Annotated in this window: 20 protein-coding genes; 12 read left to right on the forward strand and 8 right to left on the reverse strand. The window is 67.9% G+C overall.

What is annotated here, in order from left to right; translation table 11 throughout:
• The first annotated feature begins 23 nt into the window (after positions 1 to 23).
• From A5733_RS27225 to A5733_RS20260, 7 genes are read left to right on the forward strand one after another with little or no spacing between them, the layout of a single operon-like run.
• Complete coding sequence (locus A5733_RS27225) at positions 24 to 119, forward strand: potassium-transporting ATPase (RefSeq protein WP_233152743.1); 96 nt, start codon at positions 24 to 26, stop codon at positions 117 to 119.
• Positions 116 to 205, forward strand: a complete 90-nt coding sequence (locus A5733_RS27230; RefSeq protein ID WP_142254109.1) for a potassium-transporting ATPase subunit F — start codon at positions 116 to 118, stop codon at positions 203 to 205. The genes A5733_RS27225 and A5733_RS27230 overlap by 4 nt, the downstream gene beginning before the upstream one ends.
• Entirely contained in the window at positions 205 to 1,875 is a 1,671-nt protein-coding gene (gene kdpA, locus A5733_RS20240) for a potassium-transporting ATPase subunit KdpA (RefSeq protein ID WP_076241423.1), read from the forward strand. The genes A5733_RS27230 and kdpA overlap by 1 nt, the downstream gene beginning before the upstream one ends.
• A gap of 1 nt (position 1,876) precedes the next feature.
• Entirely contained in the window at positions 1,877 to 4,009 is a 2,133-nt protein-coding gene (gene kdpB / locus A5733_RS20245) for a potassium-transporting ATPase subunit KdpB (RefSeq protein ID WP_076241424.1), read from the forward strand.
• 1 nt (position 4,010) lies between these two features.
• Positions 4,011 to 4,871: a potassium-transporting ATPase subunit C gene (locus tag A5733_RS20250; protein ID WP_067763919.1), complete on the forward strand. Its 861-nt coding sequence runs from the start codon at positions 4,011 to 4,013 to the stop codon at positions 4,869 to 4,871.
• An 18-nt stretch (positions 4,872 to 4,889) separates the two neighbouring features.
• Positions 4,890 to 7,412: a sensor histidine kinase KdpD gene (locus A5733_RS20255; RefSeq protein ID WP_076241425.1), complete on the forward strand. Its 2,523-nt coding sequence runs from the start codon at positions 4,890 to 4,892 to the stop codon at positions 7,410 to 7,412.
• A complete protein-coding gene (locus tag A5733_RS20260) occupies positions 7,409 to 8,095 on the forward strand; it encodes a response regulator (RefSeq protein ID WP_067763925.1) in 687 nt (228 codons plus the stop codon). The genes A5733_RS20255 and A5733_RS20260 overlap by 4 nt, the downstream gene beginning before the upstream one ends.
• Before the next feature lie 78 nt (positions 8,096 to 8,173).
• Here A5733_RS20260 and A5733_RS20265 read toward each other — a convergent pair whose 3' ends face one another.
• The gene (locus A5733_RS20265; protein WP_076241426.1) at positions 8,174 to 9,772 is read right to left on the reverse strand and encodes an NAD(P)/FAD-dependent oxidoreductase; all 1,599 of its coding nucleotides are present in this window, start codon (positions 9,770 to 9,772) and stop codon (positions 8,174 to 8,176) included.
• Complete coding sequence (locus tag A5733_RS20270; RefSeq protein WP_076241427.1) at positions 9,769 to 10,242, reverse strand: SRPBCC family protein; 474 nt, start codon at positions 10,240 to 10,242, stop codon at positions 9,769 to 9,771. The genes A5733_RS20265 and A5733_RS20270 overlap by 4 nt, the downstream gene beginning before the upstream one ends.
• A 183-nt stretch (positions 10,243 to 10,425) precedes the next feature.
• Here A5733_RS20270 and A5733_RS20275 point away from each other — a divergent pair, with 183 nt between their 5' ends.
• Positions 10,426 to 12,294, forward strand: a complete 1,869-nt coding sequence (locus A5733_RS20275) for a propionyl-CoA synthetase (protein WP_076241428.1) — start codon at positions 10,426 to 10,428, stop codon at positions 12,292 to 12,294.
• Here the strand turns inward: A5733_RS20275 and A5733_RS20280 are convergent.
• Entirely contained in the window at positions 12,272 to 14,194 is a 1,923-nt protein-coding gene (locus tag A5733_RS20280) for a heavy metal translocating P-type ATPase (RefSeq protein WP_076241453.1), read from the reverse strand. The two genes, A5733_RS20275 and A5733_RS20280, sit on opposite strands and share 23 nt — an antisense overlap.
• 99 nt (positions 14,195 to 14,293) lie before the next feature.
• Between A5733_RS20280 and A5733_RS20285 the strand changes: the two genes are divergently transcribed.
• The 3 genes from A5733_RS20285 (at position 14,294) to A5733_RS20300 (ending at position 17,202) form a co-directional block, all read left to right on the forward strand.
• On the forward strand, positions 14,294 to 14,647 hold the full coding sequence (locus A5733_RS20285) for a metalloregulator ArsR/SmtB family transcription factor (protein ID WP_067763938.1): 354 nt from the start codon (positions 14,294 to 14,296) through the stop codon (positions 14,645 to 14,647).
• A 483-nt stretch (positions 14,648 to 15,130) separates the two neighbouring features.
• Positions 15,131 to 15,835: a ZIP family metal transporter gene (locus A5733_RS20295; RefSeq protein WP_076241454.1), complete on the forward strand. Its 705-nt coding sequence runs from the start codon at positions 15,131 to 15,133 to the stop codon at positions 15,833 to 15,835.
• Positions 15,836 to 16,137: 302 nt separating this feature from the next.
• Entirely contained in the window at positions 16,138 to 17,202 is a 1,065-nt protein-coding gene (locus A5733_RS20300) for an MPT63 family protein (protein WP_198938903.1), read from the forward strand.
• Positions 17,203 to 17,833: 631 nt separating this feature from the next.
• Here the strand turns inward: A5733_RS20300 and A5733_RS20305 are convergent.
• The 5 genes from A5733_RS20305 to A5733_RS20325 are packed head-to-tail and all read right to left on the reverse strand — an operon-like array spanning position 17,834 to position 22,050.
• A complete protein-coding gene (locus A5733_RS20305) occupies positions 17,834 to 18,799 on the reverse strand; it encodes a Ppx/GppA phosphatase family protein (RefSeq protein WP_076241431.1) in 966 nt (321 codons plus the stop codon).
• On the reverse strand, positions 18,796 to 19,287 hold the full coding sequence (locus tag A5733_RS20310; RefSeq protein WP_067768214.1) for a DUF501 domain-containing protein: 492 nt from the start codon (positions 19,285 to 19,287) through the stop codon (positions 18,796 to 18,798). Before A5733_RS20310 ends, A5733_RS20305 begins: the two co-directional genes overlap by 4 nt.
• Positions 19,280 to 19,963, reverse strand: a complete 684-nt coding sequence (locus tag A5733_RS20315; protein WP_076241432.1) for a septum formation initiator family protein — start codon at positions 19,961 to 19,963, stop codon at positions 19,280 to 19,282. The genes A5733_RS20310 and A5733_RS20315 overlap by 8 nt, the downstream gene beginning before the upstream one ends.
• A gap of 18 nt (positions 19,964 to 19,981) precedes the next feature.
• On the reverse strand, positions 19,982 to 21,265 hold the full coding sequence (gene eno / locus A5733_RS20320; RefSeq protein WP_076241433.1) for a phosphopyruvate hydratase: 1,284 nt from the start codon (positions 21,263 to 21,265) through the stop codon (positions 19,982 to 19,984).
• A 53-nt stretch (positions 21,266 to 21,318) separates the two neighbouring features.
• On the reverse strand, positions 21,319 to 22,050 hold the full coding sequence (locus A5733_RS20325; RefSeq protein WP_067768208.1) for a lytic transglycosylase domain-containing protein: 732 nt from the start codon (positions 22,048 to 22,050) through the stop codon (positions 21,319 to 21,321).
• Positions 22,051 to 22,258: 208 nt separating this feature from the next.
• On the opposite strand from A5733_RS20325, the gene efeU reads away from it, so the two are divergent.
• Positions 22,259 to 23,218 carry an iron uptake transporter permease EfeU gene (gene efeU, locus A5733_RS20330; protein WP_067768206.1) on the forward strand — a complete coding sequence of 320 codons (960 nt, stop codon included), beginning with the start codon at positions 22,259 to 22,261 and terminating at the stop codon, positions 23,216 to 23,218.
• Positions 23,219 to 23,220 lie beyond the last annotated feature (2 nt).

Here is a 23,220-nt window from a genome sequence, read left to right on the forward strand (position 1 = left end):
CGAGAGTCGGCGGCTGTAAACGTGTGGGAGAACCCATGTCCGTAGTGGTGTTCGTCGGGCTGACGGTGGCGGTCTTCGCGCTGCTGGGCCTGGTCCAGAAGTTGGTCGAGGGCCTGTGACCTACGACAACCTCATCGGCCTCGTCCTGGTCGTCCTGATCACGCTGTTCCTGTTTGCCTCGCTGCTCTTCCCGGAAAGGTTCTAGTGAGTACCACGACCGCGGGAATCATCTTTCTTCTTGCTTTGATCGCGGCGCTGGTAGCCATCCACGTACCGCTCGGCGATTACATGTACCGGGTCTACATCACCGAAAAGCATTCGCGGGTAGAGCGATTCATCTACCGCCTGATCGGTGCCGATCCGAAGGCCGAGCAGACCTGGGGGGCCTATGCCCGCAGCGTGCTGGCGTTCTCCGCGGTCAGCGTCTTGTTCCTGTTTACTTTGCAGCTGGTACAGGGCAGGTTGCCGTTGCACCTGAATGATCCGGGCACCCCGATGACGCCGGCCTTGGCGTGGAACACCGCCATCAGCTTCGTCACCAACACGAACTGGCAGGCCTACTCGGGTGAATCCACCCAGGGTCACCTGGTGCAGATGGCCGGGCTGGCCGTGCAGAACTTCGTCTCAGCCGCTGTCGGCATGGCCGTGGCCATGGCCTTCGTCCGTGGCCTGGTCCGACGTAACACCGGCGACCTGGGCAATTTCTGGGTGGACCTGGTGCGCGGCAATCTCCGTATCCTGCTGCCCATTTCGATCGTCGGCGCGCTGATCCTGGTCGGCGGTGGCGCCATCCAGAACTTTGCGCTACACAGCGAGGTCGTCAACACGCTCGTCGGCGGCACCCAGACGATCCCGGGCGGCCCGGTCGCCAGCCAGGAAGTCATCAAGCTGCTCGGCACCAACGGCGGCGGCTTCTACAACGCCAACTCGTCGCACCCGTTCGAGAACCCCGCCACCTGGACCAACTGGGTGGAGATCTTCCTCATCCTGATGATCCCGTTCTCGCTGCCGCGGACGTTCGGCCGCATGGTCGGCAGCCGAAAGCAGGGTTACGCCATCGTGGCGGCGATGTCGGTGATCGCGACGGCCAGCGTCAGCCTCATGATGCTGTTCCAGCTCCAGGCCCACGGCACCGTCCCGACCGCGGTCGGCTCGGCGATGGAAGGTGTCGAGCAGCGGTTCGGTGTCGCCAACTCGGCGGTGTTCGCCGATGCGACGACGCTGACGTCGACCGGCGCGGTGGACTCGTTCCACGACTCCTACACCAGCCTCGGCGGCATGATCACCATGTTCAACATGCAGCTCGGTGAGGTGGCTCCCGGCGGCGTCGGCTCCGGCCTGTACGGCATGCTGGTGCTGGCGATCATCACGGTGTTCGTGGCCGGCCTGATGGTGGGCCGTACTCCGGAGTACCTCGGCAAGAAAATCACCCCGCGCGAGATCAAGCTCGCGGCAACGTATTTCCTCGTGACCCCGCTGATCGTGATGACCGGCACCGCGGTGGCCATGGCAATGCCGGGGCAACGCGCGGGCATGCTCAACACGGGGCCGCACGGCCTGTCCGAGGTGCTGTACGCGTTCACGTCGGCAGCCAACAACAACGGCTCCGCGTTCGCCGGGCTCAGCGTCAACACCGAGTGGTACAACACGGCTCTGGGCATGGCCATGGTGTTCGGCCGATTCCTGCCGATCATCCTGGTGCTGGCCCTGGCCGGATCGCTGGCCCGCCAAGGCAAGACCCCCGAATCCGTCGGGACGCTGCCCACTCATCGACCCCAGTTCGTCGGCATGGTCGCCGGCGTCACGCTGATCCTGGTCGCCCTCACCTTCCTGCCGATGCTCGCGCTCGGCCCCCTGGCTGAAGGAATCCACTGAAATGTCAGTACCTACCCTCGCCTCACCCTCATCCGCTCAGTCGAAACCCAACAGTTCCAAGCGGATCAAGGGCGGCCTGCTCGACCCGAAGATGCTGTGGAAATCGATGCCCGACGCGCTGCGTAAGCTCGATCCGCGGACGCTCTGGCGTAACCCGGTGATGTTCATCGTCGAGATCGGCGCGGTCTGGAGCACAATCCTGGCTGTCATCGACCCGTTGTGGTTCTCGGCGCTGATCGTGATCTGGCTGTGGTTGACGGTCATCTTCGCCAACCTCGCCGAGGCCGTCGCCGAAGGCCGGGGCAAGGCCCAGGCCGAGAGCCTGCGCAAGACGAAAACCTCGACGATGGCGCGTCGGCTGACCGACTCCGGCGTCGAGGAGGAGATCGCCGCACCGCTGCTGCAACAGGGCGACGTCGTGGTGGTCGAGGCCGGCCAGGTCATCCCCGGCGACGGTGATGTCGTGGAAGGCATTGCCTCGGTGGACGAGTCGGCAATCACCGGCGAATCGGCCCCCGTCATCCGCGAGTCCGGCGGCGACCGGAGCGCCGTCACCGGCGGCACCACCGTGCTGTCCGACCGGATCGTCGTCAAGATCACCCAGAAGCCGGGTGAGAGCTTCATCGACCGGATGATCAACCTCGTCGAGGGCGCCAACCGGCAGAAGACCCCCAACGAGATCGCGCTGAACATCCTGCTGTCCTCATTGACGATCATCTTCGTCTTCGCCGTCGCGACTCTGCAGCCGCTGGCCATCTTCTCCAAGGCCAACAACCCCGGCGTCGCAGACACGTTGGCGCTCAACGCCAACGGCATCTCGGGCATCGTCATGGTGTCGCTGCTGGTGTGCTTGATCCCGACCACCATCGGGGCGCTGCTTTCCGCGATCGGCATCGCCGGCATGGACCGGCTGGTGCAGCGCAACGTGCTGGCGATGTCCGGCCGCGCGGTCGAGGCCGCCGGCGACGTCAACACACTGCTGCTCGACAAGACCGGGACGATCACCCTCGGCAACCGTCAGGCCGCGGCCTTCGTACCGCTGACGGGTGTGACGCCGGAGCAGCTCGCCGATGCGGCCCAACTGTCCAGCCTGGCCGACGAGACCCCCGAGGGACGCTCGATCGTCGTGTTCGCCAAGCAGGAGTACGGATTACGCGGCCGCACGCCCGGCGAACTCGATCAGGCGCACTGGGTCGAGTTCAGCGCCAACACCCGGATGTCGGGTGTCGACCTGTCCGGAAACCATCGCCTGCGCAAGGGTGCCACCGGGGCGGTCGCCGAATGGATCCGCTCCGAAGGCGGTCGCGTGCCAACCGAGCTCGGCGACATCGTGGACGGGATCTCCGCGGCGGGTGGCACGCCGCTGGCCGTGGGCCACGTCCGCGACGGCAAAGCCGAGGTGCTCGGCGTCATCCACCTCAAGGACGTCGTCAAGCAGGGCATGCGGGAACGCTTCGACGAGATGCGCCGGATGGGCATCCGCACCGTGATGATCACCGGTGATAACCCGTTGACCGCCAAGGCCATTGCCGACGAGGCCGGTGTCGACGACTTCCTCGCCGAGGCCACGCCCGAAGACAAGATGGCGCTGATCAAGAAGGAGCAGGCCGGCGGCAAGCTGGTCGCGATGACCGGTGACGGCACCAACGACGCGCCCGCCCTGGCGCAGGCCGACGTCGGCGTCGCGATGAACAGCGGCACCTCGGCGGCCAAAGAGGCCGGCAACATGGTCGATCTCGACTCCGACCCGACCAAGCTGATCGAGATCGTCGAGATCGGCAAACAGTTGCTGATCACCCGCGGGGCGCTGACCACGTTTTCGATCGCCAACGACATCGCGAAGTACTTCGCGATCATCCCGGCGTTGTTCGTGGCACTGTTCCCCGGCCTGGACCTGCTGAACATCATGCGGCTGCACAGCCCGCAGTCGGCGATCCTGTCCGCGGTGATCTTCAACGCGATCATCATCGTGGTGTTGATTCCGTTGGCACTCAAGGGTGTTCGCTACACGCCCAGCAGCGCGTCCAAGCTGTTGAGCCGCAACCTCTACGTCTACGGCCTGGGCGGCATCATCGCGCCGTTCATCGGCATCAAGCTGATCGACCTCGTCGTCCAACTCTTCCCGGGAATGTGACATGAATATCTCCAACCTGGTTCGCCAACACGCCGCGGCGCTGCGGGCGCTGCTGGTGCTCACCGTGATCCTCGGCATCGGCTATCCCGTCTTCATCTGGCTCGTCGCACAACTGCCCGGCCTGAGCGACAAGGCCGACGGCTCACTGGTGGAGGTGAACGGAAAGCCGGTCGGCAGCAGCCTGATCGGGCAATCGTTCACCGACGCCGACGGCAACCCGCTGCCCCGCTACTTCCAGAGCCGGCCGTCGGTCGCCGGTGACGGCTACGACCCCATGGCCACCAGCGCGAGCAACCTGGGCCCGGAGAGCGTCGTCGACGCACCCGACAAGCCCAGCCTGCTGACCCAGGTGTGTCAGCGCAGCCTGGCCGTCGGCGAACTCGACGGAGTCGACGGGGCCCGTCCCTTCTGCACCGGCGGCGGCGTCGGCGCGGTGCTGTCGGTGATCGGGCCGCGCGATGCCCGCGGCAACGTCATTCACCCCACCAAGGTGGTCAGCGTCAACGAGCCGTGCGACACCACCACGACCCCGTTCCTGGACACCTATGAGGGCGTGCGGGTGGAATGCGCACAGGCCGGCGAGGACTACAGCGAAGGCTTGATCGTGCCGATCCGCGGCAGCGCCCCCGCGGACCCCGCGGTCCCGGCCGATGCGGTCACCGCCAGCGGCAGCGGACTGGACCCGCACATCTCGGTGGCCTACGCGGACCTGCAGGTCAATCGGGTCGCCCAGGCTCGTGGCGTCAACCCCGACCTCGTGCGGGCCTTGGTGGCCGACCATACCGAGGGGCGGACGCTCGGCTTCTTCGGTGAGCCGCGGGTCAACGTGCTCGAACTCAACATCGCCCTCGACGCGTTGTAGTTCGAGGATGATGGTCCTGTGAGTACGTCGGCGTCGAGCCCCACCAAACGCGCCGAGCTGCGCATCTATCTGGGCGCCGCTCCCGGCGTCGGCAAGACGTACGCGATGCTCGGTGAAGCGCACCGCCGGCTCGAACGCGGCACCGACGTGGTTGCCGCGGTGGTGGAGACGCACGGGCGGAAGAAGACCGCCGAGCTTCTCGACGGCATCGAGGTGATCCCACCGCGTTATGTCGAGTACCGGGGCGGCCGATTCCCCGAACTCGACGTGGCCGCGGTGCTGGCCCGTGCCCCGCAGGTGGTGCTGGTCGACGAGCTCGCCCACACCAACACCCCGGGCAGCAAGAACCCGAAGCGCTGGCAGGACGTCGAGGAACTGCTCGCGGCCGGTATCACGGTGGTCTCCACCGTCAACGTCCAGCACCTGGAGAGCCTCAACGACGTGGTCACCCAGATCACCGGCATCGAGCAGCAGGAGAAGGTTCCCGACGAGGTGGTGCGGGCGGCCGATCAGATCGAGTTGGTCGACATCACACCGGAAGCGCTGCGCCGCAGGCTGTCCCACGGCAACGTCTACGCGCCCGAACGCATCGACGCTGCCCTGTCGAACTACTTCCGGCGCGGAAACCTCACCGCGCTGCGCGAACTCGCGCTGCTGTGGCTGGCCGATCAGGTCGACGCCGCGCTGGCCAAATACCGTGCCGACAACAAGATCACCGACACGTGGGAGGCGCGGGAACGGGTGGTGGTCGCCGTCACCGGCGGTGCCGAGTCGGAAACCTTGGTGCGCCGGGCATCTCGGATCGCGTCGAAATCCAGCGCCGAGCTGATGGTGGTACACGTCGTCCGCGGCGACGGGTTGTCCGGCGTCTCCGCGCCACAGATGGGCAAGGTGCGGGCGCTGGCCACCAGTCTGGGCGCCAGCGTGCACACCGTGGTCGGCGACGACGTGCCCACGGCGCTGATGGAGTTCGCCCGCGAACGCAACGCCACCCAGCTCGTGCTCGGCACCTCGAGACGGTCCCGCTGGGCCCGCATCTTCGACGAAGGCATCGGCGCCGCGGTGGTTCAGCAATCCGGCAAGATCGACGTCCACATGGTGACCCACGATCAGGCTCGTCGGGGGTTCGACTGGTCGTCGGCCACCGCGCGCCGCCGTCACCTGGTGGCATGGCTTGCGGCGCTGGTGGTTCCGTCGGCGATCAGCCTGGTGATCGTGACCCTGCTGGATCCCTACCTCGGGGTCAGCGGCGAGAGTGCCTTGTTCTTCATCGGTGTGCTGATCGTGGCACTGCTCGGCGGGGTGGCGCCGGCCGGGTTGTCCGCACTGCTGTCCGGGCTGCTGCTGAACTACTTCCTGGTCGACCCCCGCCACACGTTCACCATCTCCGAACCGGACAGCGCGGTCACCGTGGTGGTGCTGCTGATGATCGCGGTGGCGGTCGCGGCACTGGTCGACGGCGCCGCGAGCCGGGCCCGCGAAGCCCGCCGCGCCGCACAGGAAGCCGAACTGCTGACCTTGTTCTCCGGGTCGGTGCTGCGCGGGGCGGATCTGGACACGCTGTTGGAACGGGTACGCGAAACGTATTCCCAACGCGCCGTCAGCCTGCTGCGCGAACATGGTGGCACCGCCAGCATCGTGGCGTGTGTCGGCCGGGCACCATGTGCCGAGATCGGCAATGCCGACACCGCAATCGAAGTCGGCGACGACGAGTTCTGGCTGCTGTTGGCCGGACGCAAACTGGCCGCCCGTGACCGGCGGGTGCTCGGCGCCGTCGCCAAACAGGCTGCCGGGCTGGTCAAACAACGTGAGCTCACCGAGGAGGCCGGCAAGGCCGCCGCGATCGCCCAGGCCGACGAGCTGCGTCGCTCGCTGCTCTCGGCGGTCAGCCACGACCTGCGCACGCCGCTGGCTGCAGCCAAGGCCGCCGCCTCCAGCCTGCGCAGCGACGAGATCGATTTCTCGGCCGAGGACACCGCGGAACTTCTGGCCACCATCGAGGAATCCGTCGACGCGCTCACCGCACTCGTCGGCAACCTGCTCGACTCCTCGCGGCTGGCAGCTGGGGTGGTGCGCCCCGAACTGCGTCGCGTCTATCTGGAGGAGACCGTGCAACGCGCACTCCTGGGAATCAGCAAGGGCACCACCGGTTTCAGCCGTGAAGGCTTGGACCGGGTGAAAGTCGACGTCGGCGACGCGGTCGCCATGGCCGACGCGGGCCTGCTCGAGCGGGTACTGGCCAACCTGATCGACAACGCCCTGCGCTATGCACCCGACGGCCCCATCCGGGTCAGCGCCGGGCAGGTGGCCGACCGCATACTGGTCGCCGTGATCGACGAAGGGCCCGGAATGCCGCGCGGCGCCGAGGAACAACTGTTTGCACCGTTCCAGCGGCTCGGTGACCACAACACCACCATCGGCGTCGGACTGGGGCTCTCGGTGGCCCGCGGCTTCGTCGAAGCCATGGGCGGCACCATCTCGGCGACCGACACCCCCGGCGGCGGTCTGACCGTCGAGATCGACCTGGCGGCACCGGCATGACCGCCAAGACCCGAGTTCTCGTGATCGACGACGAGCCGCAGATCCTGCGTGCACTGCGGATCAACCTGTCGGTCCGCGGCTATGAGGTGGACACCGCCACCACCGGTGGGCAGGGGCTGCGCGCGGCCGCTGACCATCGTCCCGACGTCATCGTGCTCGATCTCGGCCTGCCCGACATGTCCGGCATCGAGGTACTCGCCGGGCTTCGCGGTTGGCTGTCGGCGCCGGTGATCGTGTTGTCGGCCCGCACCGATTCCTCGGACAAAGTCGAGGCGCTCGACGCCGGAGCCGACGACTATGTCACGAAACCCTTTGGGATGGACGAGTTCCTGGCCCGGTTACGGGCCGCGGTGCGGCGCGGGACGGCAGTCGAGACCGATCAGCCGGTGGTCGAGACCGCGTCGTTCACCGTCGATCTGGCCGCCAAGAAGGTGACCAAGAACGACACCGAGGTGCACCTGACCCCCACCGAGTGGGGCATGTTGGAGATGCTGGTGCGCAACCGGGGCAAGTTGGTCGGCCGCGAGGAGCTGCTGCGCGAGGTGTGGGGCCCGGCCTACGCCAAGGAAACCCATTATCTGCGGGTGTATCTGGCGCAACTGCGTCGCAAGCTCGAGGACGACCCGTCACATCCGGTGCATCTACTCACCGAGGCGGGGATGGGTTACCGCTTCCAGGAGTGACCTTTCTCCCGCGAGCAGACGCAAAACCGCGTGTTTTCAGCCGATTTCGTGCGGGTTTATGTCTGCTCGCGATAAGAATCAGCGCCGGCCCAGGGTGAGCGCCAGGGCGGCCCGTGACAGCCGGCGTCGCGGCCAGCCGAGCACGCCGTCGTCGGCCAGGGCGGCGCGGGCCGCATTACGACCGCAGATCCCGTGCACCCCGCCGCCCGGCGTGGCCCCCGCGCTGCCCAGGTAGACGTTGGCCACTGGGGTTTCGGCGCGGCCGAATCCGGGTGCGGGCCGGAAGATCAATTGCTGATGCAATTGCGATGTCCCGCCGTTGACCGCCCCGGTGTGCAGATTGGCATCGCCGGCCTCCAGGTCGGACGGACGCTGCATCATCGTCCCGACGACGCGGTCGCGGAAGCCGGGGGCATGTTCCTCCAGCACCTGCCCCACCCGGTCGGCCAATTGCTCCGCCGAGGCGTCATCTGCCATACCGCGCGGCAGATGCGTGTAGGCCCACGCGCTTTCGGTACCAACCGGCGAACGGCTCGGATCGGCGGTGGTCATCTGCCCGAACAGCATGAACGGTCGCTCCGGAAGCGTCGCGGTATTCAGGTCGGCCATCCAGCGGATCAAGCCGTCACGATCGGCTCCGAGATGCACGGTGCCCGCCTCGTTCAGACTCTTCGACCGCCACGGCACGGGCCCGTCAAGGGCATAGTTGACCTTCAACACCGGTGTGTCCCAGACGAACCGGCGCATTCCCTCGATCACCGATGCCGGGACGGCATGCTCGGGCAGCAGATCGTGGTATAGCCGGGGCGCGGAGGTGTCGGCGATCACCGCGCGACGCACCCGTACGACGGCCCCGTCGGTGGTGCGTACCGCGACTGCCCGGCCCCCGCGCACCTCGATGCCGCAGACCTCACGGACGCACTCGATGCGTGCGCCGGCCGAGCGGGCCCGGGACACCAGCGCCGCCGCCAACTGCCCCGCACCGCCGACCGGAACCGGCCAGCCACCGTCCTGGGCCATCATCAGCAGCAGGTATCCCATCACCCCGCTGCCCGGAGCGTCGATCGGCACATCGGCGTGCATGGCGTTGCCCAGCAACAACAGTCGAGCCTGCTCGCCCTCGAACAGCTGCTCGGCCAGCACGTCGGCCGGCAGCAGCAGGGAATGGACCAACCGCAGCGTCTCGGCGGTACCGAGCCTGCGCAACAACTCCACCGCACCCCGCGCCGGCGGAAACGGCGCGAACAACGCCGCGGTGAGGCCCGTGCGCACCCGCTCCCATTGTTCGAAGAGCGCACACCAGCGCTGGCCGTCCCCAGCCTGACGGCGCTCCAATTCGGCGGCCGTACGGTCGATGTCGCGATAGATCACCGCGACGTCGTCGTCCTCGGCCGAACCCGGATGTCCCACCACGGCCGGGGCGTGTGTCCAGCGCAACCCATGGTCTTCCAGGTGCAGGGCCTGCAGGGCCGGCGACACCACCGACAATGGGTAGAAGGCACTGTAGAGATCGCTGATATAGCCCGGAAACAGCTCGGCGCTCTTCACCGCCCCGCCTGGTACCGACTGAGCTTCCAGCACCACCACATCCCAGCCGGCATCGGCCAGCATGGCCGCGGCCACCAGCCCGTTGTGGCCGGCGCCGATCACCACCGCATCGGCCTGATCGCCGCTCACTGCGGCTCGGTCCGGCGTTCGGCCAACGAGGCCAGCCGCTCGGTACATTCCCGGTTGCGGGGATAGACGGCCAACAACGCCAGCTTTCGCGGGATCCAGTTCAACGGTCCACCGACCGGCACCTCGGCCATCTCGATTCGACAGCCGGTGTCAGTATCGCTGAGCCGCAAGACGATCCGAGCCATACCGAAGGGCCTCGTTTTGGCCAGTAACACCAGTTCATGGCCCGGGGTGCAGGACTCGACCTCGGTCTCGTCGTTGACGACGACGGGCCACACGCCGATGGTGTGGTGAATGCGGCTGCCCGGCGCCGGCCAATTCAGGTCGACCGCACGCATGCGGGTGTTGCCGACCACCCACTGGGAGTAGGTCCACCCGTCGGCGACGACGTTCCACACCTGCTGCCGGCTCGCGGTGGTGTCGCGTTTGACGGTCAGTGAACTGTCCACTGAGGCCGGTGATGATTCCATCGAACAATCCTTCGCTTCAGCGGCTCATGATCGCGTGATCGCGCTGTGGCCGGACGTGCTGGCTGGGTTACCCGGCTCCGGCCTGGTCAAACCTGGCCCGCGCCCAGCGGCAAAGGTCTCGTTTATAGGTGTTTTTGCAGGGTTGCACAGACGTTGCAAGTGACGCAGATTACGGTTTGCGGTATGTCCGGCTATCGCGCCCTTTTTGACACCAGCATCACCGACCCGGTCACGTTCTGGGCCGACGCCGCCAAGGCGGTGACCTGGACCAGCGAGCCGCATCAGGTGCTCGACGACAGCAACCCGCCGTTCTACCGGTGGTTCCCCGACGGCGAGCTCAACACCTGCGCCAACGCGCTGGACCGGCACGTGGCCGAGCGCGGTGAGCAGGCCGCCCTCATCTACGACTCCCCAGTCACCGGCACCAAGGCCACCTACACCTACCGGGAATTGCGCGACGCCACCGCCCGGTTCGCCGGGGCGCTGCGCGGGCTCGGGGTCGGCAAGGGCGACCTCGTGGTGATCTACATGCCGATGGTGCCCGAGGCCGTCATCGCGATGTTGGCGTGCGCGCGGCTCGGGGCGGTGCACTCGGTGGTGTTCGGCGGGTTCGCCGCCCACGAGCTGGCCACCCGCATCGACGACGCCCGTCCGGTGGTCGTGGTGAGCGCGTCCTGCGGCATCGAGCCGACGCGTCTGATCGAGTACAAGCCCATGCTGGATGCGGCGCTCGAACTCGCCGAGCACAAGCCCCGGGCCTGCGTCATCCTGCAACGCGAACAGTGCCCGTGCGAGCTGGTCGACGGCCGCGATCACGACTGGCAGCAGCTGGTGGCCGACGCGCAACCGGCCGACCCGGTGCCGGTGGCGGCCACCGACCCGCTGTATGTGCTCTACACCTCGGGCACCACGGGTAAACCGAAGGGCATCGTCCGCGACAACGGCGGCCATGCGGTGGCGTTGCTGTGGAGCATGCGCCACATCTACGACATCGCCCCCGGCGACGTGTTCTGGGCGGCCTCCGACGTCGGCTGGGTCGTCGGGCACTCCTACATCGTGTACGCGCCGCTGCTGTTGGGCGCGACAACCGTTCTCTACGAAGGCAAACCGATAGGCACGCCCGACGCCGGGGCGTTCTGGCGGGTGGCCGCCGAGTACGGCGTCAAGGCGCTGTTCACCGCCCCCACGGCGATCCGGGCGATCAAGAAGGAAGATCCCGACGCCGCCCGCCTGGCCGACTATGACCTGTCCGGGCTCAAGTACCTGTTCCAGGCCGGCGAGCGCCTCGACCCCGACACCTACCACTGGGCCGCGGACAAACTCGGCATCCCGGTGGTCGACCACTGGTGGCAGACCGAGACCGGATGGGCCATCGCCGCCGATCCCATGGGCATCGAACCGCTGCCGATCAAGGCCGGTTCGGCCACGGTGCCGATGCCGGGATACGACGTGCAGATCCTGCGGTCGGACGGCACCCGGTGTGAGGCCGGCGAGGAAGGCGCCATCTGCATCAAGCTGCCGCTGCCCCCGGGCACGCTGCCCACGTTGTGGGGCGACGATCACCGCTACGTCGCGTCATACCTGTCCGCGTTCACCGGCTACTACCTCACCGGCGACGGCGGCTACCTCGACTCCGACGGCTACCTGTTCGTGATGGGCCGCACCGACGACGTGATCAACGTTGCCGGGCACCGGCTTTCGACCGGATCGATCGAAGCGGTCCTGGCCGACCACCCGTCGGTGGCCGAGTGCGCGGTGATCGGCGTGGCCGACGAACTCAAAGGCCAGGTGCCGCGCGGGTTCGTCGTGCTCAAGACCGGCGCGTCAGCCGACAAGATCACCGAAGAATTGATCAATCGGGTACGCGACAACATCGGCGCGGTAGCGGTTTTCAAGAAGGTCGACGTGGTGTCGGCATTGCCGAAGACCCGCTCGGGCAAGATCCTGCGCAAGACCATGCGCGGCATCGCTGACGGTCTCGACGAACCGGTGCCCTCCACCATCGAGGACCCGGCGGTGCTCGACGCGCTCAGGGACGTACTGCGCCCCTGAGCAGTCGCAGGCCGTTGAGCACCACCAGGATGGTCGATCCCTCGTGACCGGCCACACCGAGCGGTAACGGCAAGTGCCCGAACAGGTCCCAGGCCACCAGAACCGTGATGACGGTGGCCGCGATGACCAGGTTGGCTTTCACCAGTCGCCGGGCTCGCCGGGCCAGGGTGATCACCGAGGCCACCGATGAGAGGTCGTCGCCGACGGTGACGACGTCGGCGGTGTCGACGGTCAGATCGGCACCGCAGCCTCCCATCGCCAGTGACGAGTGTGCACTCGCCATCGCGGGGGCGTCGTTGACGCCGTCGCCCACCATCAGCACCCGCCGGCCCCCGGCCTCCAGCTGACGTACCGCGGCCGCTTTGTCGTCGGGCAGCAACCCCGCCCGCACATCGTCGATACCCAACTGCCTGGCCAGCCGCAGCGCCGCGGCCTGATTGTCGCCGGTGAGCAGCACCGGCGAGCAGCCGGTGAGGGCACGCAGACGTCGCACCGCAGCCGCCGCCTCCGGGCGGGGCCGGTCATGCAGCCCCAGCACCCCGATCGCGGCGCCGTCGACGGTCACGACGACCGCGGTCGCCCCGGCAGTCTCGATCTCGTCCACCGCCGCCAGTGCCGGGCCGCGGTAGGCCGCCGGGCTGAGGACCTCGACCCGCTGCCCCGCGACGGTGGCCACCACACCCCGGCCGGGTCTGGCGGTGAAGCCGGTGGCCTCGGGCACGGCGACGCCACGCGAGACGGCTTCGGCGACGATGGCCCGGCCGATCGGGTGCTCACTGAATTGCTCTGCGGCAGCGGCAGTTGCGAGCACGTCGATGTCGCGCAACGCCACCACCTCCGACACCCGTGGCGCTCCTGTGGTCAGAGTTCCGGTCTTGTCGAGTACGACGACGGCCGTGTCGGCCAGCCGCTCCATCGCGACCGCCGATTTCACCAGCACGCCGCGACGGCTGGCATTGGCTATCGCACACAGAAGCGGCGGCATGGTGGCCAGCACGACCGCGCACGGTGAGGCGACGATCATGAATGTCATGGCGCGCAACAGGGTTGAGCGCAGATCATCCCCCAAGGCCAACGGGATGAGGAACAGCGCGAGGGTGGCGACCACGACGAGCATCGAATAGCGCTGTTCGACCTTCTCGATGAACAGCTGCGTGGTGGCCTTGGTCGTGGAGGCTCGGGCCACGGCCTCGACGATGCGGGCCATCACCGTGCTCGACGGGTCGCGCGTGACGGTGACCCGCAGTGTTCCCGAGGTGTTGAGGGTGCCGGCGAAGACGTCGTCGCCGGTCTGCTTGGCCACCGGCAGCGGCTCCCCGGTGATCGAGGACTGGTCGACGTCCGAAGCGCCACCGGTCACGGTGCCGTCAGCCGAGATTCGTTCCCCGGGGCGGATCAGGATGACGTCACCCGGACGCAACGTCTCGGCGTCGACGACGCGCTGTGACCCGTCGGCGTCGAGCAGCGTCGCATCGCTCGGAGCCAGGTCGAGCAGGCCCCGCACCGATCGCTCGGTACGGGTGGTCGCCACGTCCTCCAACGCGCCCGATGTCGCGAAGATGACGATCAGCAGTGCGCCGTCGAAGACCTGCCCGATCGATGCCGCACCGATCGCGGCGAGGATCATCAGCAGGTCGACGTCCAAGGTGCGCTCGCGCAACGCGCGCAAACCCGACACCGCCGATTGCCAACCACCGGCGAGGTAGCAGGCCAGATACAGCGTCCACCAGACCGGCGCGGGCGCGCCCGCGAGGTGCGCGACACCTCCGCAGATCATCAGCACCAGGGCGGCGGCGGCCCAGCGCACGGAGTCCAACGAGCAGATCCAGCCACCGACCTGCCGGCGCGCGGGTGAAGCGGTGCGCTGCGACGGTACGCGGTCAGTCGACAGAGCGGTCATGGACGACGCCTTCCGGTCGGGGCTCACACTTAGACATTTATACATGTAGAGATTGAAATGTATCAATGACGTTTGGGGCCGCATGCTTGAATGAACGTCATGGGCCACGGAGTAGAGGGGCGCGCGACGCCGGCAGCCTCACTCGACGCCGCCTCGGCAGCCAAGGTCGCCGAAACCCTGCAAGCCCTCGCCTCCCCCAACCGATTACTGATCCTGACCCGCCTGCGCGAGTCACCATGCTCGGTGACCGAACTGTCCGCGGCGGTCGGCATGGAACAGCCGGCCGTCTCCAACCAGCTTCGGCTATTGCGGGCACTCGGCCTCGTCACCGGTGACCGGTCCGGCCGCAACATCGTCTACCGGCTCTACGACAGCCACGTCGCCCAGCTGCTCGACGAGGCCGTCTACCACATCGAGCATCTGCGCCTCGGCGCCCGCGACACCACGGCCTGAGCCCGTAAAGCCGCTTCCGCCACCGATTTTCACGCTTTGTTCACCTGATCGCGGTCGCGGCCGACAAGCCGGCCGACCACGACGCACGGGGTTGCCGGAATCCTTTATTTTCACGGTGGCCCGAACTATTGTGAAGTCGTTATATGTTGATATCCGCCCGAACTCGGGAGTTTGCTGCCGGCCACACCGACGGCACCCGAACAGTGAGGAGTTGAACAACGATGCGCATCGCAACCAAGGGATCGTGCACCTGTCGCTGCAATGCCTGCGACAGTGGCCACCACTGCGGAAACCCCCCGAACTGCAACGCGCGGCGCTGACGCCGTCGGCGGCCTGTCGCGCGGGCGACCGACGACAGGCCACCACCCGCACTCGCCACGCTCCCGAATATTTGTCGATCACGCCGATCGGACGTGATCTCGTGCGTTCGCTGTCCTTCTCATCTTCCGCGTCCGGCTCCCGCGCTGGCCTATGCTGCGCCATGTGCTTTCCGCGCTGACCTGGGGCCTGGTCGCTGCATCCTCACTACTCATCGGCGCCGTCGCCGGTGTCATCCGTGACTGGAATCGACGCCTCGTCGGCCTCGTGCTCGGATTCGGCGCCGGAGCGCTCATCTCCAGCATCTCGTTCGAACTCGCCGAGGAGGGCTTCCGAGCCAGCGGCGCCTGGGCGGTGGCCCTCGGCCTGGCCGTGGGAGCCGTGGTGTTCTACGCCGCCGACCACGCCGTAGATCGGCTGGGCCGCAACGGAACCCAGACGGCCGGTCTGCCGCTCTTGCTGGGCGCGTTACTGGACGGCATCCCCGAACAGGCCGCGCTCGGCATCGGCATCGCCGGCGGGGCCGGTGTCAGCCTGGCCTTGGTGGTCTCGATCTTCGTGTCCAACCTTCCCGAGGCGATCGGTTCGGCCAGCGACATGCGGTCCGCCGGGCAGCCGGCGCGCCGGATCGTGGGTGGCTGGACGGCGATCGCCGCGCTGTGCGCGCTGTCCACCGTCGGCGGCTATCAGCTCCAACACGTGGCGGGCGACCAGTTCCAAGGCGCGATCAACGGCTTCGCCGCCGGGGCCCTGCTGGTCATGCTCGTCGGCTCGATGATTCCGGAGGCCACCGAGAAGGCGAAAGAGAACGCCGGGCTGGCAGCGGTGCTGGGCTTCGCGGTCGCCGCGGGCTTGTCCATGGCCGGTTGACCGTCGTTGAACGTCGACTGAACCGTCGACGGGGCCGAAATCAATGGTTACCACTCAGCCAGATTCGAGGTGGCGGAGAACCGGCTGGTCGTGACCGCGCGCACAGCGCGAACATACTGGTCACACAGGCTGTACCCAGGCTGCGGCACCGGCCTCTCGGCCCCCTTTTCTGCCAGGCACCGGTGGCACAAACTGCGAACTGGTGTTCCTAATCGTCCTCTTAAGCTGCTAACTTCGCATGAAGTGGGTGTCCCACTGCCGGGGGCCTGCCACGTGTTTTGGACCAGTCAGGAGTGAATGCCTTGAAGATGACGAACATCAGTACGGCTTTTGCCGGAGCGGCCATCGCCGCGGCGGCGATCGTCGGTGCGGCCCCGATGGCGCTCGCCGAAGACGGCGGCGTCACCACCGCCTCGCTCGGCAGCCAGGCCAAGCTGGACAACGGCGCGCAGGGCTGGACGGTCACCGACCTCAAGCCGAGCACCGACACCATCAACTACCCGGTTCGCGGCACCCTGTGGGAGGTCACCGCCACCAATGAAGCCCTTCAGGGCTCGGTGACGCCGATCGTCTCCAACTTCAACATCCGCGCCGCCGACGGGCAGAACTACCGTGCCCTGTTCCAGGTGCCCAGCCCGCAGGGCGTCAACCCGGCCACTCTCGCGCAGGGTCAGAAGACCAGCGGCAAGATCTACTTCGACGTGACCGGTGACCAGCCGACCGAGGTCGTCTACAACGCCGGTGGCCGCGACCTGCTCGTGTGGGACAAGCCCGCTGCCGCACCCGCCGCTGCTCCGGCCGCCGGCGCCCCGAAGCGTCAGGCCCCGGCCGCCGCCGCTCCGGCCGCCACCCCGAGCCCGGCTGCCGCCGCACCTGGTGCTGCCGCTCCGGCCGCTGCCACCCCGGCACCGGCACCCGCCGCTGCTCCGGCCGCCACCGAGACCACCCCGGCCGGTACCGGTGCAGGCAGCCGTGCAGCTGATCTGCCCGCCGCGACCCCGGCCGGCACCGAGGCAGCCCCGGCCGCGACTCCGCCGGGCACCGAAGCCGTTCCGGCGGCTCCGGCCCCGGGTGCTCCGGCTGCGGGTGCTCCGGTTGAGGGCGCTCCGGCTGCCGCTCCGGGCGCTCCGGCCCCCGAGTCGACCCCGGTCGCACACGGCACGCCGGTCGCCGAGGGTGCCCCGGCCGCGGGCGCAGGCAGCGCCGCCACCGCGGTGCCGCCGGCCGAGGGCGTTCCGGGTGCTCCGGCTCCGGCTGCTCCGGCCTCTGAGCCGGCGCTGGTTCCCGCAGGCACGCAGCCTGTCGTCACCACGCCGGCCCCGGCCCCCGTGGTCGCTCCGGCGAGCAACCACGGGCCGCAGGCCTGATCTAAGTAGTCACGGCAACGGCCGGACGCGGGTAACCGCGTTCGGCCGTTGTTTTTATGTGTGGATTTGGCGGGTGGACCACCGCTTGGCCGGGGTCGTGCCGCCGTTTTCGACCACAGGGTCGCTACACCACGCGATCAACAGCCCACAGGTAGAAACCGGCGCGACGAGTGACGGGTGAGCCACCGCTTGGCCGGGGTCGTGCCGCCGTTTTGCCGCAGTCCGCCGCCGTTTTCCACCACAGGGTCGCTCCACCACGCAATCAACAACCCACAGGTAGAAACCGGCGCACCAAGTGACGGGTGAGCCACCGCCACGCCACCGTTTTGCCGCAGCCCGCCACCGTTTTCCACCACAGGGTCGCTCCACCACGCAATCAACAGCCCACAGGTAGAAACCGGCGCACCAAGTGACGGGTGAGCCACCGCTTGGCCGCACCGCGCCACCGTTTTCCACCACAGGGTCGCTCCACCACGCAATCAACAACCCACAGGTAGAAACCGGCGCACCAAGTGACGGGTAAGCCACCGCTTGGCCGCACCGCGCCACCGCTTTCCACCACAGGGTCGCTGCACCACGCAATCAACAACCCACAGGTAGAAACCGGCGCGCAGAGAGAAGCACCGAGCGGTCAGGCGATCGACAACGCGATGCCGTCGAGAATGTCGTGTTCGCTGACGACGAGTTCTTCGATGCCGGCCCGTCGGCTGAGCACGGCCGCCAACTCCTCGACGATGATCGCCCCGCCACCGATCACATCGGCACGGCCGGCATGCATCGGCCCGAGCGCCAGCCGCTGCGCCTTGGTCATGCCGATCAGCTGCTCGCATACCTTGAGCAAGTCGTCAAACCCGATGCGGGACAGATGAATTGCGTCGGGATCGTATTCGGTCATGCCCTGCGCCAGCGCCGAGAGCGTCGTCATCGTCCCGGCCACACCGACCCACGTGCACGCGCGTTCCACCGGCACCACCTGCAGCGCCTCGGCCAGCCCGTCACGGGCCACCGCTCGGGCCTGCGCCACCTCGGCGGCTGTCGGCGGATCGGAGTGCAGGCACCGCTCGGTCAGCCGGACGCACCCGATGTCGGCGGAGAAGCCGGCCTGCACCGCACTGTGGCCCAGCACCAGTTCGGTCGAGCCGCCACCCAGATCGACCACCACAAACGGGCCTGCGTCAGGGTCGAGTTCACCGACGGCACCGCGGAACGACAGCTCGGCCTCCTCTGTCCCGGTGATCACCTCGGCCACCGAGCCGGGCACCACGCTGCCCAACAACCGCGCGGTCATCGCAAAGAACTCGTCACGGTTGCCGGCGTCGCGGGCCGCGGAGGTGGCGACCATCCGCACCGCGGTCACCGAATGCTCGGACATCAACGCCGCATAGTCGGCGAGCGCAGACTCGGTGCGGGCCAACGCCTCCGGAGCGAACTGACCGGTGGCGTCGACCCCCTGCCCCAACCGCACGACCCGCATCTCGCGGTGCACGTCATGCAGCTTGCCGTCCACCACGTCGGCGATCAGCAGGCGAATCGAGTTGGTGCCACAGTCGATTGCGCCGACCCGGCGCGAGCCGTCAATTGCGCCGACCCGGCTCACCCCCACACCTCACGATCAAGAATTCCGGCCATGCCCGGCTCGACGGCCAAAAGCGCCAGCGCCTCGTCGCCAAAAGGGTTGACACCGGGGCCTTTTGCCAGGGAGTGGGCCATCACCACATGCAGACACTTGACCCGGTCGGGCATGCCACCACCGGTGAACGTGGTGCCCAGCGATTCGATCGCATCGCGTTCCGCCAGATAGGACTCATGTGCCCGCCGGTAGGCCGCGGCCAGTTCCTCGTCCTCGTGCAGGCGTTCGCTCATCTCCCGCATCAGTCCGGAGGACTCCAGCCGGCTGGCCGCCGCGGTCAGCGCAGGGTGCGTCAGGTAGTACAGCGTCGGAAACGGAGTGCCGTCGGGAAGCCGAGGTGCCGTCTTCACCACCCCGGGCTCGCCGTTGGGGCAGCGGTAGGCGACCTCCAGCACGCCGCGCGGCTCGCGACCGAGTTGCCGTGTCACCGCGTCGATGTCGGCAGGATCAACCATGAGGACCTCCGGGTGCAGGCGGAGCCGGCGGGGCCGGGACCGGCGGCGGCCCATCGATCGTCGGCGAAACCCCATGTGGCTCATCGGCAATCGTGTGCCACAGCGACGTGTACCAGGGCTGACCGGCAGGCACGTCGGACCCCGGCAGGGCAGGTGCCAGCGACTCTTCGGGCTCCATCGCCCCGGGGGGAAGTTGCACCTGGTACGGGGTGTCGCCGGGCATGACGAACCCGAGCCGTTCGCGGGCTTGGGCCGCGATGTAGGCCGGATCGGCCAGCTTGACCTTCTGCTGTTCGAGATCGGCGATCTGGGCACGCAATTGCTGCTCGCTGGCTTTGAGCTGTTTCATCTCGGTGCGTTGGGCGAAGTAGGTGCGGACCGGCCCGGCGATGGTCAACGTCAGCACACACACCACCGCGGCCAGGATCGCCGCTCGGCGCGCCGTCGATCCGAACCGTAGTTCCGACTGCAACTCGGCCTGCTGCTGGGCTTGTATCGCAATGGCTTTGGTGACGGTCTCGTCGGGAGCCGGCTCGGCCGGCGCCGAGCGGGTCTCGCCGACGCGACGCCGCGCCTGCGAGGCACGCGGCCGATTCGACTCCCCGGCCTTGCCCGGCTTGCCGGGTCGGGAGGCCGGGGACCGTCGCTTCGGATCGGGCCGCTTCGCTTCGGGCATCGACGTCGTGGTGCTGAATTACTTGGCTTCGAACCGCGGGAAGGCCAGATCGCCGGCGTAGCGTGCGGCATCACCGAGGGCCTCCTCGATGCGCAGCAGTTGGTTGTACTTGGCGACCCGCTCGCTGCGGGCCGGGGCGCCGGTCTTGATCTGGCCGCTGCCCACCGCGACCGCCAGGTCGGCGATGGTGGTGTCCTCGGTCTCGCCGGAACGGTGGCTCATCATGGTGCGGTAACCGCTGTTGTGCGCCAGCGCAACGGCATCCAGGGTTTCGGTGAGCGTGCCGATCTGGTTCACCTTGACCAGCAGCGCGTTGGCCGCACCGCGCTCGATGCCGTCCTCGAGGCGCTCCGGGTTGGTGACGAACAGGTCGTCGCCGACGAGCTGTACGCGGTCACCGATGGCCGTGGTCAGCGCCACCCAGCCGTCCCAGTCATCCTCGGACAGCGGGTCCTCGATCGACACCAGCGGGTAGGCGTCGATCAGGCCGGCGTAGAACTCGGCCATCTGCTCGGCGGTGCGGGTCTCCTTCTCGAAGGCGTAACCCGAACCGTCGGTGTAGAACTCGGTGGCGGCGACGTCGAGCGCCAATGCCACGTCGCTCCCCAGCTTGAAGCCGGTGGCCTCGATGGCCGTCGCGATCAGGTCCAGCGCAGCCTTTGTGCCCGCGACATCGGGGGCGAAGCCGCCCTCGTCACCGAGACCGGTGGACAGCCCCTGCTTCTTGAGCACGGACTTCAGCGAGTGGTACACCTCCGCGCCCCAGCGCAGCGACTCCTTGAACGACGGAGCGCCGATCGGGGCGACCATGAACTCCTGGACGTCCACCCCGGTGTCGGCGTGGGCGCCGCCGTTGAGGATGTTCATCATCGGCACCGGCAGGATGTGCGCGTTGGGCCCGCCGAGGTAGCGGAACAGCGGCAGCGCGGCGCTGTCGGCGGCGGCCTTGGCCACCGCGAGCGAGACGCCGAGGATCGCGTTGGCGCCCAGCCGGGACTTGTCCGGGGTGCCGTCGAGATCCAGCAGGGCCTGGTCCACCAGCCGCTGATCATCGGCGGCCAGGCCGATGATCGCCGGCGCGATCTCGTCGAGCACAGCCTCCACGGCCTTCTCGACGCCCTTGCCGCCGTAGCGGGAGCCGCCGTCGCGCAGCTCCACCGCCTCGTGCTCGCCGGTCGACGCACCCGACGGCACCGCTGCCCGGGCGAACGTGGCGTCGGTCAGGGCCACCTCGACCTCGACCGTCGGGTTGCCACGAGAATCGAGGATCTCGCGGGCTCCAACCTGCTCGATGATGGGCACTGGCTTCTCCTTATTGAGTCCTGCGTGTAGGGATGAGACTAGATCGTGGGATGTCACAAGGCGTGCCCGGCTGCATAAGCCGTGGCCCAGTCCCGCACCATGCGGGCGTACTGCTCAGAGTTGTTGTAGGCGGTCAGGGCCTTCATCCAGCCCCTCGGGGTGGACAGGTCCTTGCCGTACCAGCACAGCAGACCGGCCGCCGAGAGTGCGGCATCGTCGAAGTTGTCGGGGCTGACGACGCCGTCGTTGTTGGCGTCGACCCCGAAATGGCCCCAGGTCTCGGGGATGAACTGCATCGGGCCCATGGCCCGGTCCATCAGCGGATCGCCGTCGAGCTTGCCGCCATCGGTGTCGGGTATGCGCAGGTTGCCGCCGGTGCCGTCCAGCTGCACGCCGCGGATGGGCGGGGTGACGTCGCCGTTGCGTGCGATCATCGCGCCCCGGTAGGTGCCGTGATGGCTCTCGATCTGGCCGATGCCGGCCAGGGTGGTCCAGGCCAGCCGGCAGTTGGGGTTTTCCACCTCGGCGACGCGTGCGGCGTAGGCATAGGCCTCCAGGGCATTGACGGGCATGCCCATCGTCGGGGCCCGTTGCGCGGCCCAGTCATGCAGTTGATCGGCCGGCCGGCCCTTGGCGTAGGTGTCGACGGCGGGAACCGGGTCGCCGGGCGGTGGCGGCACGCCTTCGGGGATCGGGGTGCCGAGGTGCCACGAACAGCTGGATGCCAAGAGCAGCGCTGTCGCAGCCACCACGGCGACAGCCCGCAGCCAACGCACTGGCGACACCGGACTCCCTCAAACCCCGCTCTATCTGATTCGCCATCGTCGCATGCGCGGGCCTCGACGTGTCGGCCGACGGGCCGCTGCCGAAGGTCCGGACGTCAGCGCGGTCGAGCCCACAGGCGCCCCTGCTAAGGTGAGCCACGCCTTGCTATGGCGAGGCAGGCCTATGTTTTTTATGGTGGTTTCACCCCGGTCGAACGAGGACACTTTGATGACTGTCATCTCGGACGTTCCGACCAGCACGCTGGCCGCATCCAACGTCACATCCCAGGTGTTCGGCAGTGGGCTGATCGGTTTGCGGGAAGGTCTCGAAGCCGCCATCGTCGTGTCGATCCTCGTCGCATTCCTGGTCAAGTCCGAACGGCGTGACGCACTCAAATGGGTGTGGTTGGGCGTGGGCGCCGCGATCGCCATGACCGTCACCGTCTTCCTGGTGATCCAGTTCGGCGAGAACACCATCAGCGGCCTCGGCGCCGAGGCCATCGCCGGGATCGCCTCGCTGATCGCCGTCGTCATCGTCACGACGATGGTGCTGTGGATGAAAAAGGCATCCGCCTCGATGTCCGGCCAGCTGCGCGGCGAGATGTCGCAGGCGCTGCAGACCGGTGGCCTGGCGGTCGCCCTGCTGGCCTTCTTGGCGGTGGGTCGTGAAGGCGTGGAGACCGCGCTGTTCATGGTGGGCTACGCCGAGGCCGAGACCCTGTGGCCGCTGACCGGTCTGATCATCGGCGTCTTGATCGCCGCGGCGATCGCCTACGGCATGTACGCCGGCGCCGTCCGCATCAACCTCGCCAAGTTCTTCAAATACACCGGCATCTTCCTGATCGTCGTGGCCGCCGGCATCCTGGCCTACGGCATCAAGGCGCTGCAGACCGTGGGCTGGCTGCCCGGGCTGAGCGCCAAGGCTTTCGACATGAGCGGGGCGTTCGATTGGTCCGCCTGGTACGGCGAGATCATCCAGGGCGTCTTCAACATCGACCCGACGCCGACGGTGCTGCAGTTCGCCGCCTGGCTGGCCTACATCGTCGTGGTGCTGGCGCTGTTCCTGAAGCCGATGCGGGCAGCCGCCGGCGCTCCGCCGGCCACGCCGACGGCGTCCGAAACGTCCTCCGAGCCGATCGTCGAGCCGGAGACCTCCACCTCGTCCTCGTCCGAAAGGTCCACCAAGTGAAG

The sequence above is a fragment of the Mycobacterium sp. NS-7484 genome, from assembly GCF_001953975.1.
Lineage (GTDB): Bacteria > Actinomycetota > Actinomycetes > Mycobacteriales > Mycobacteriaceae > Mycobacterium.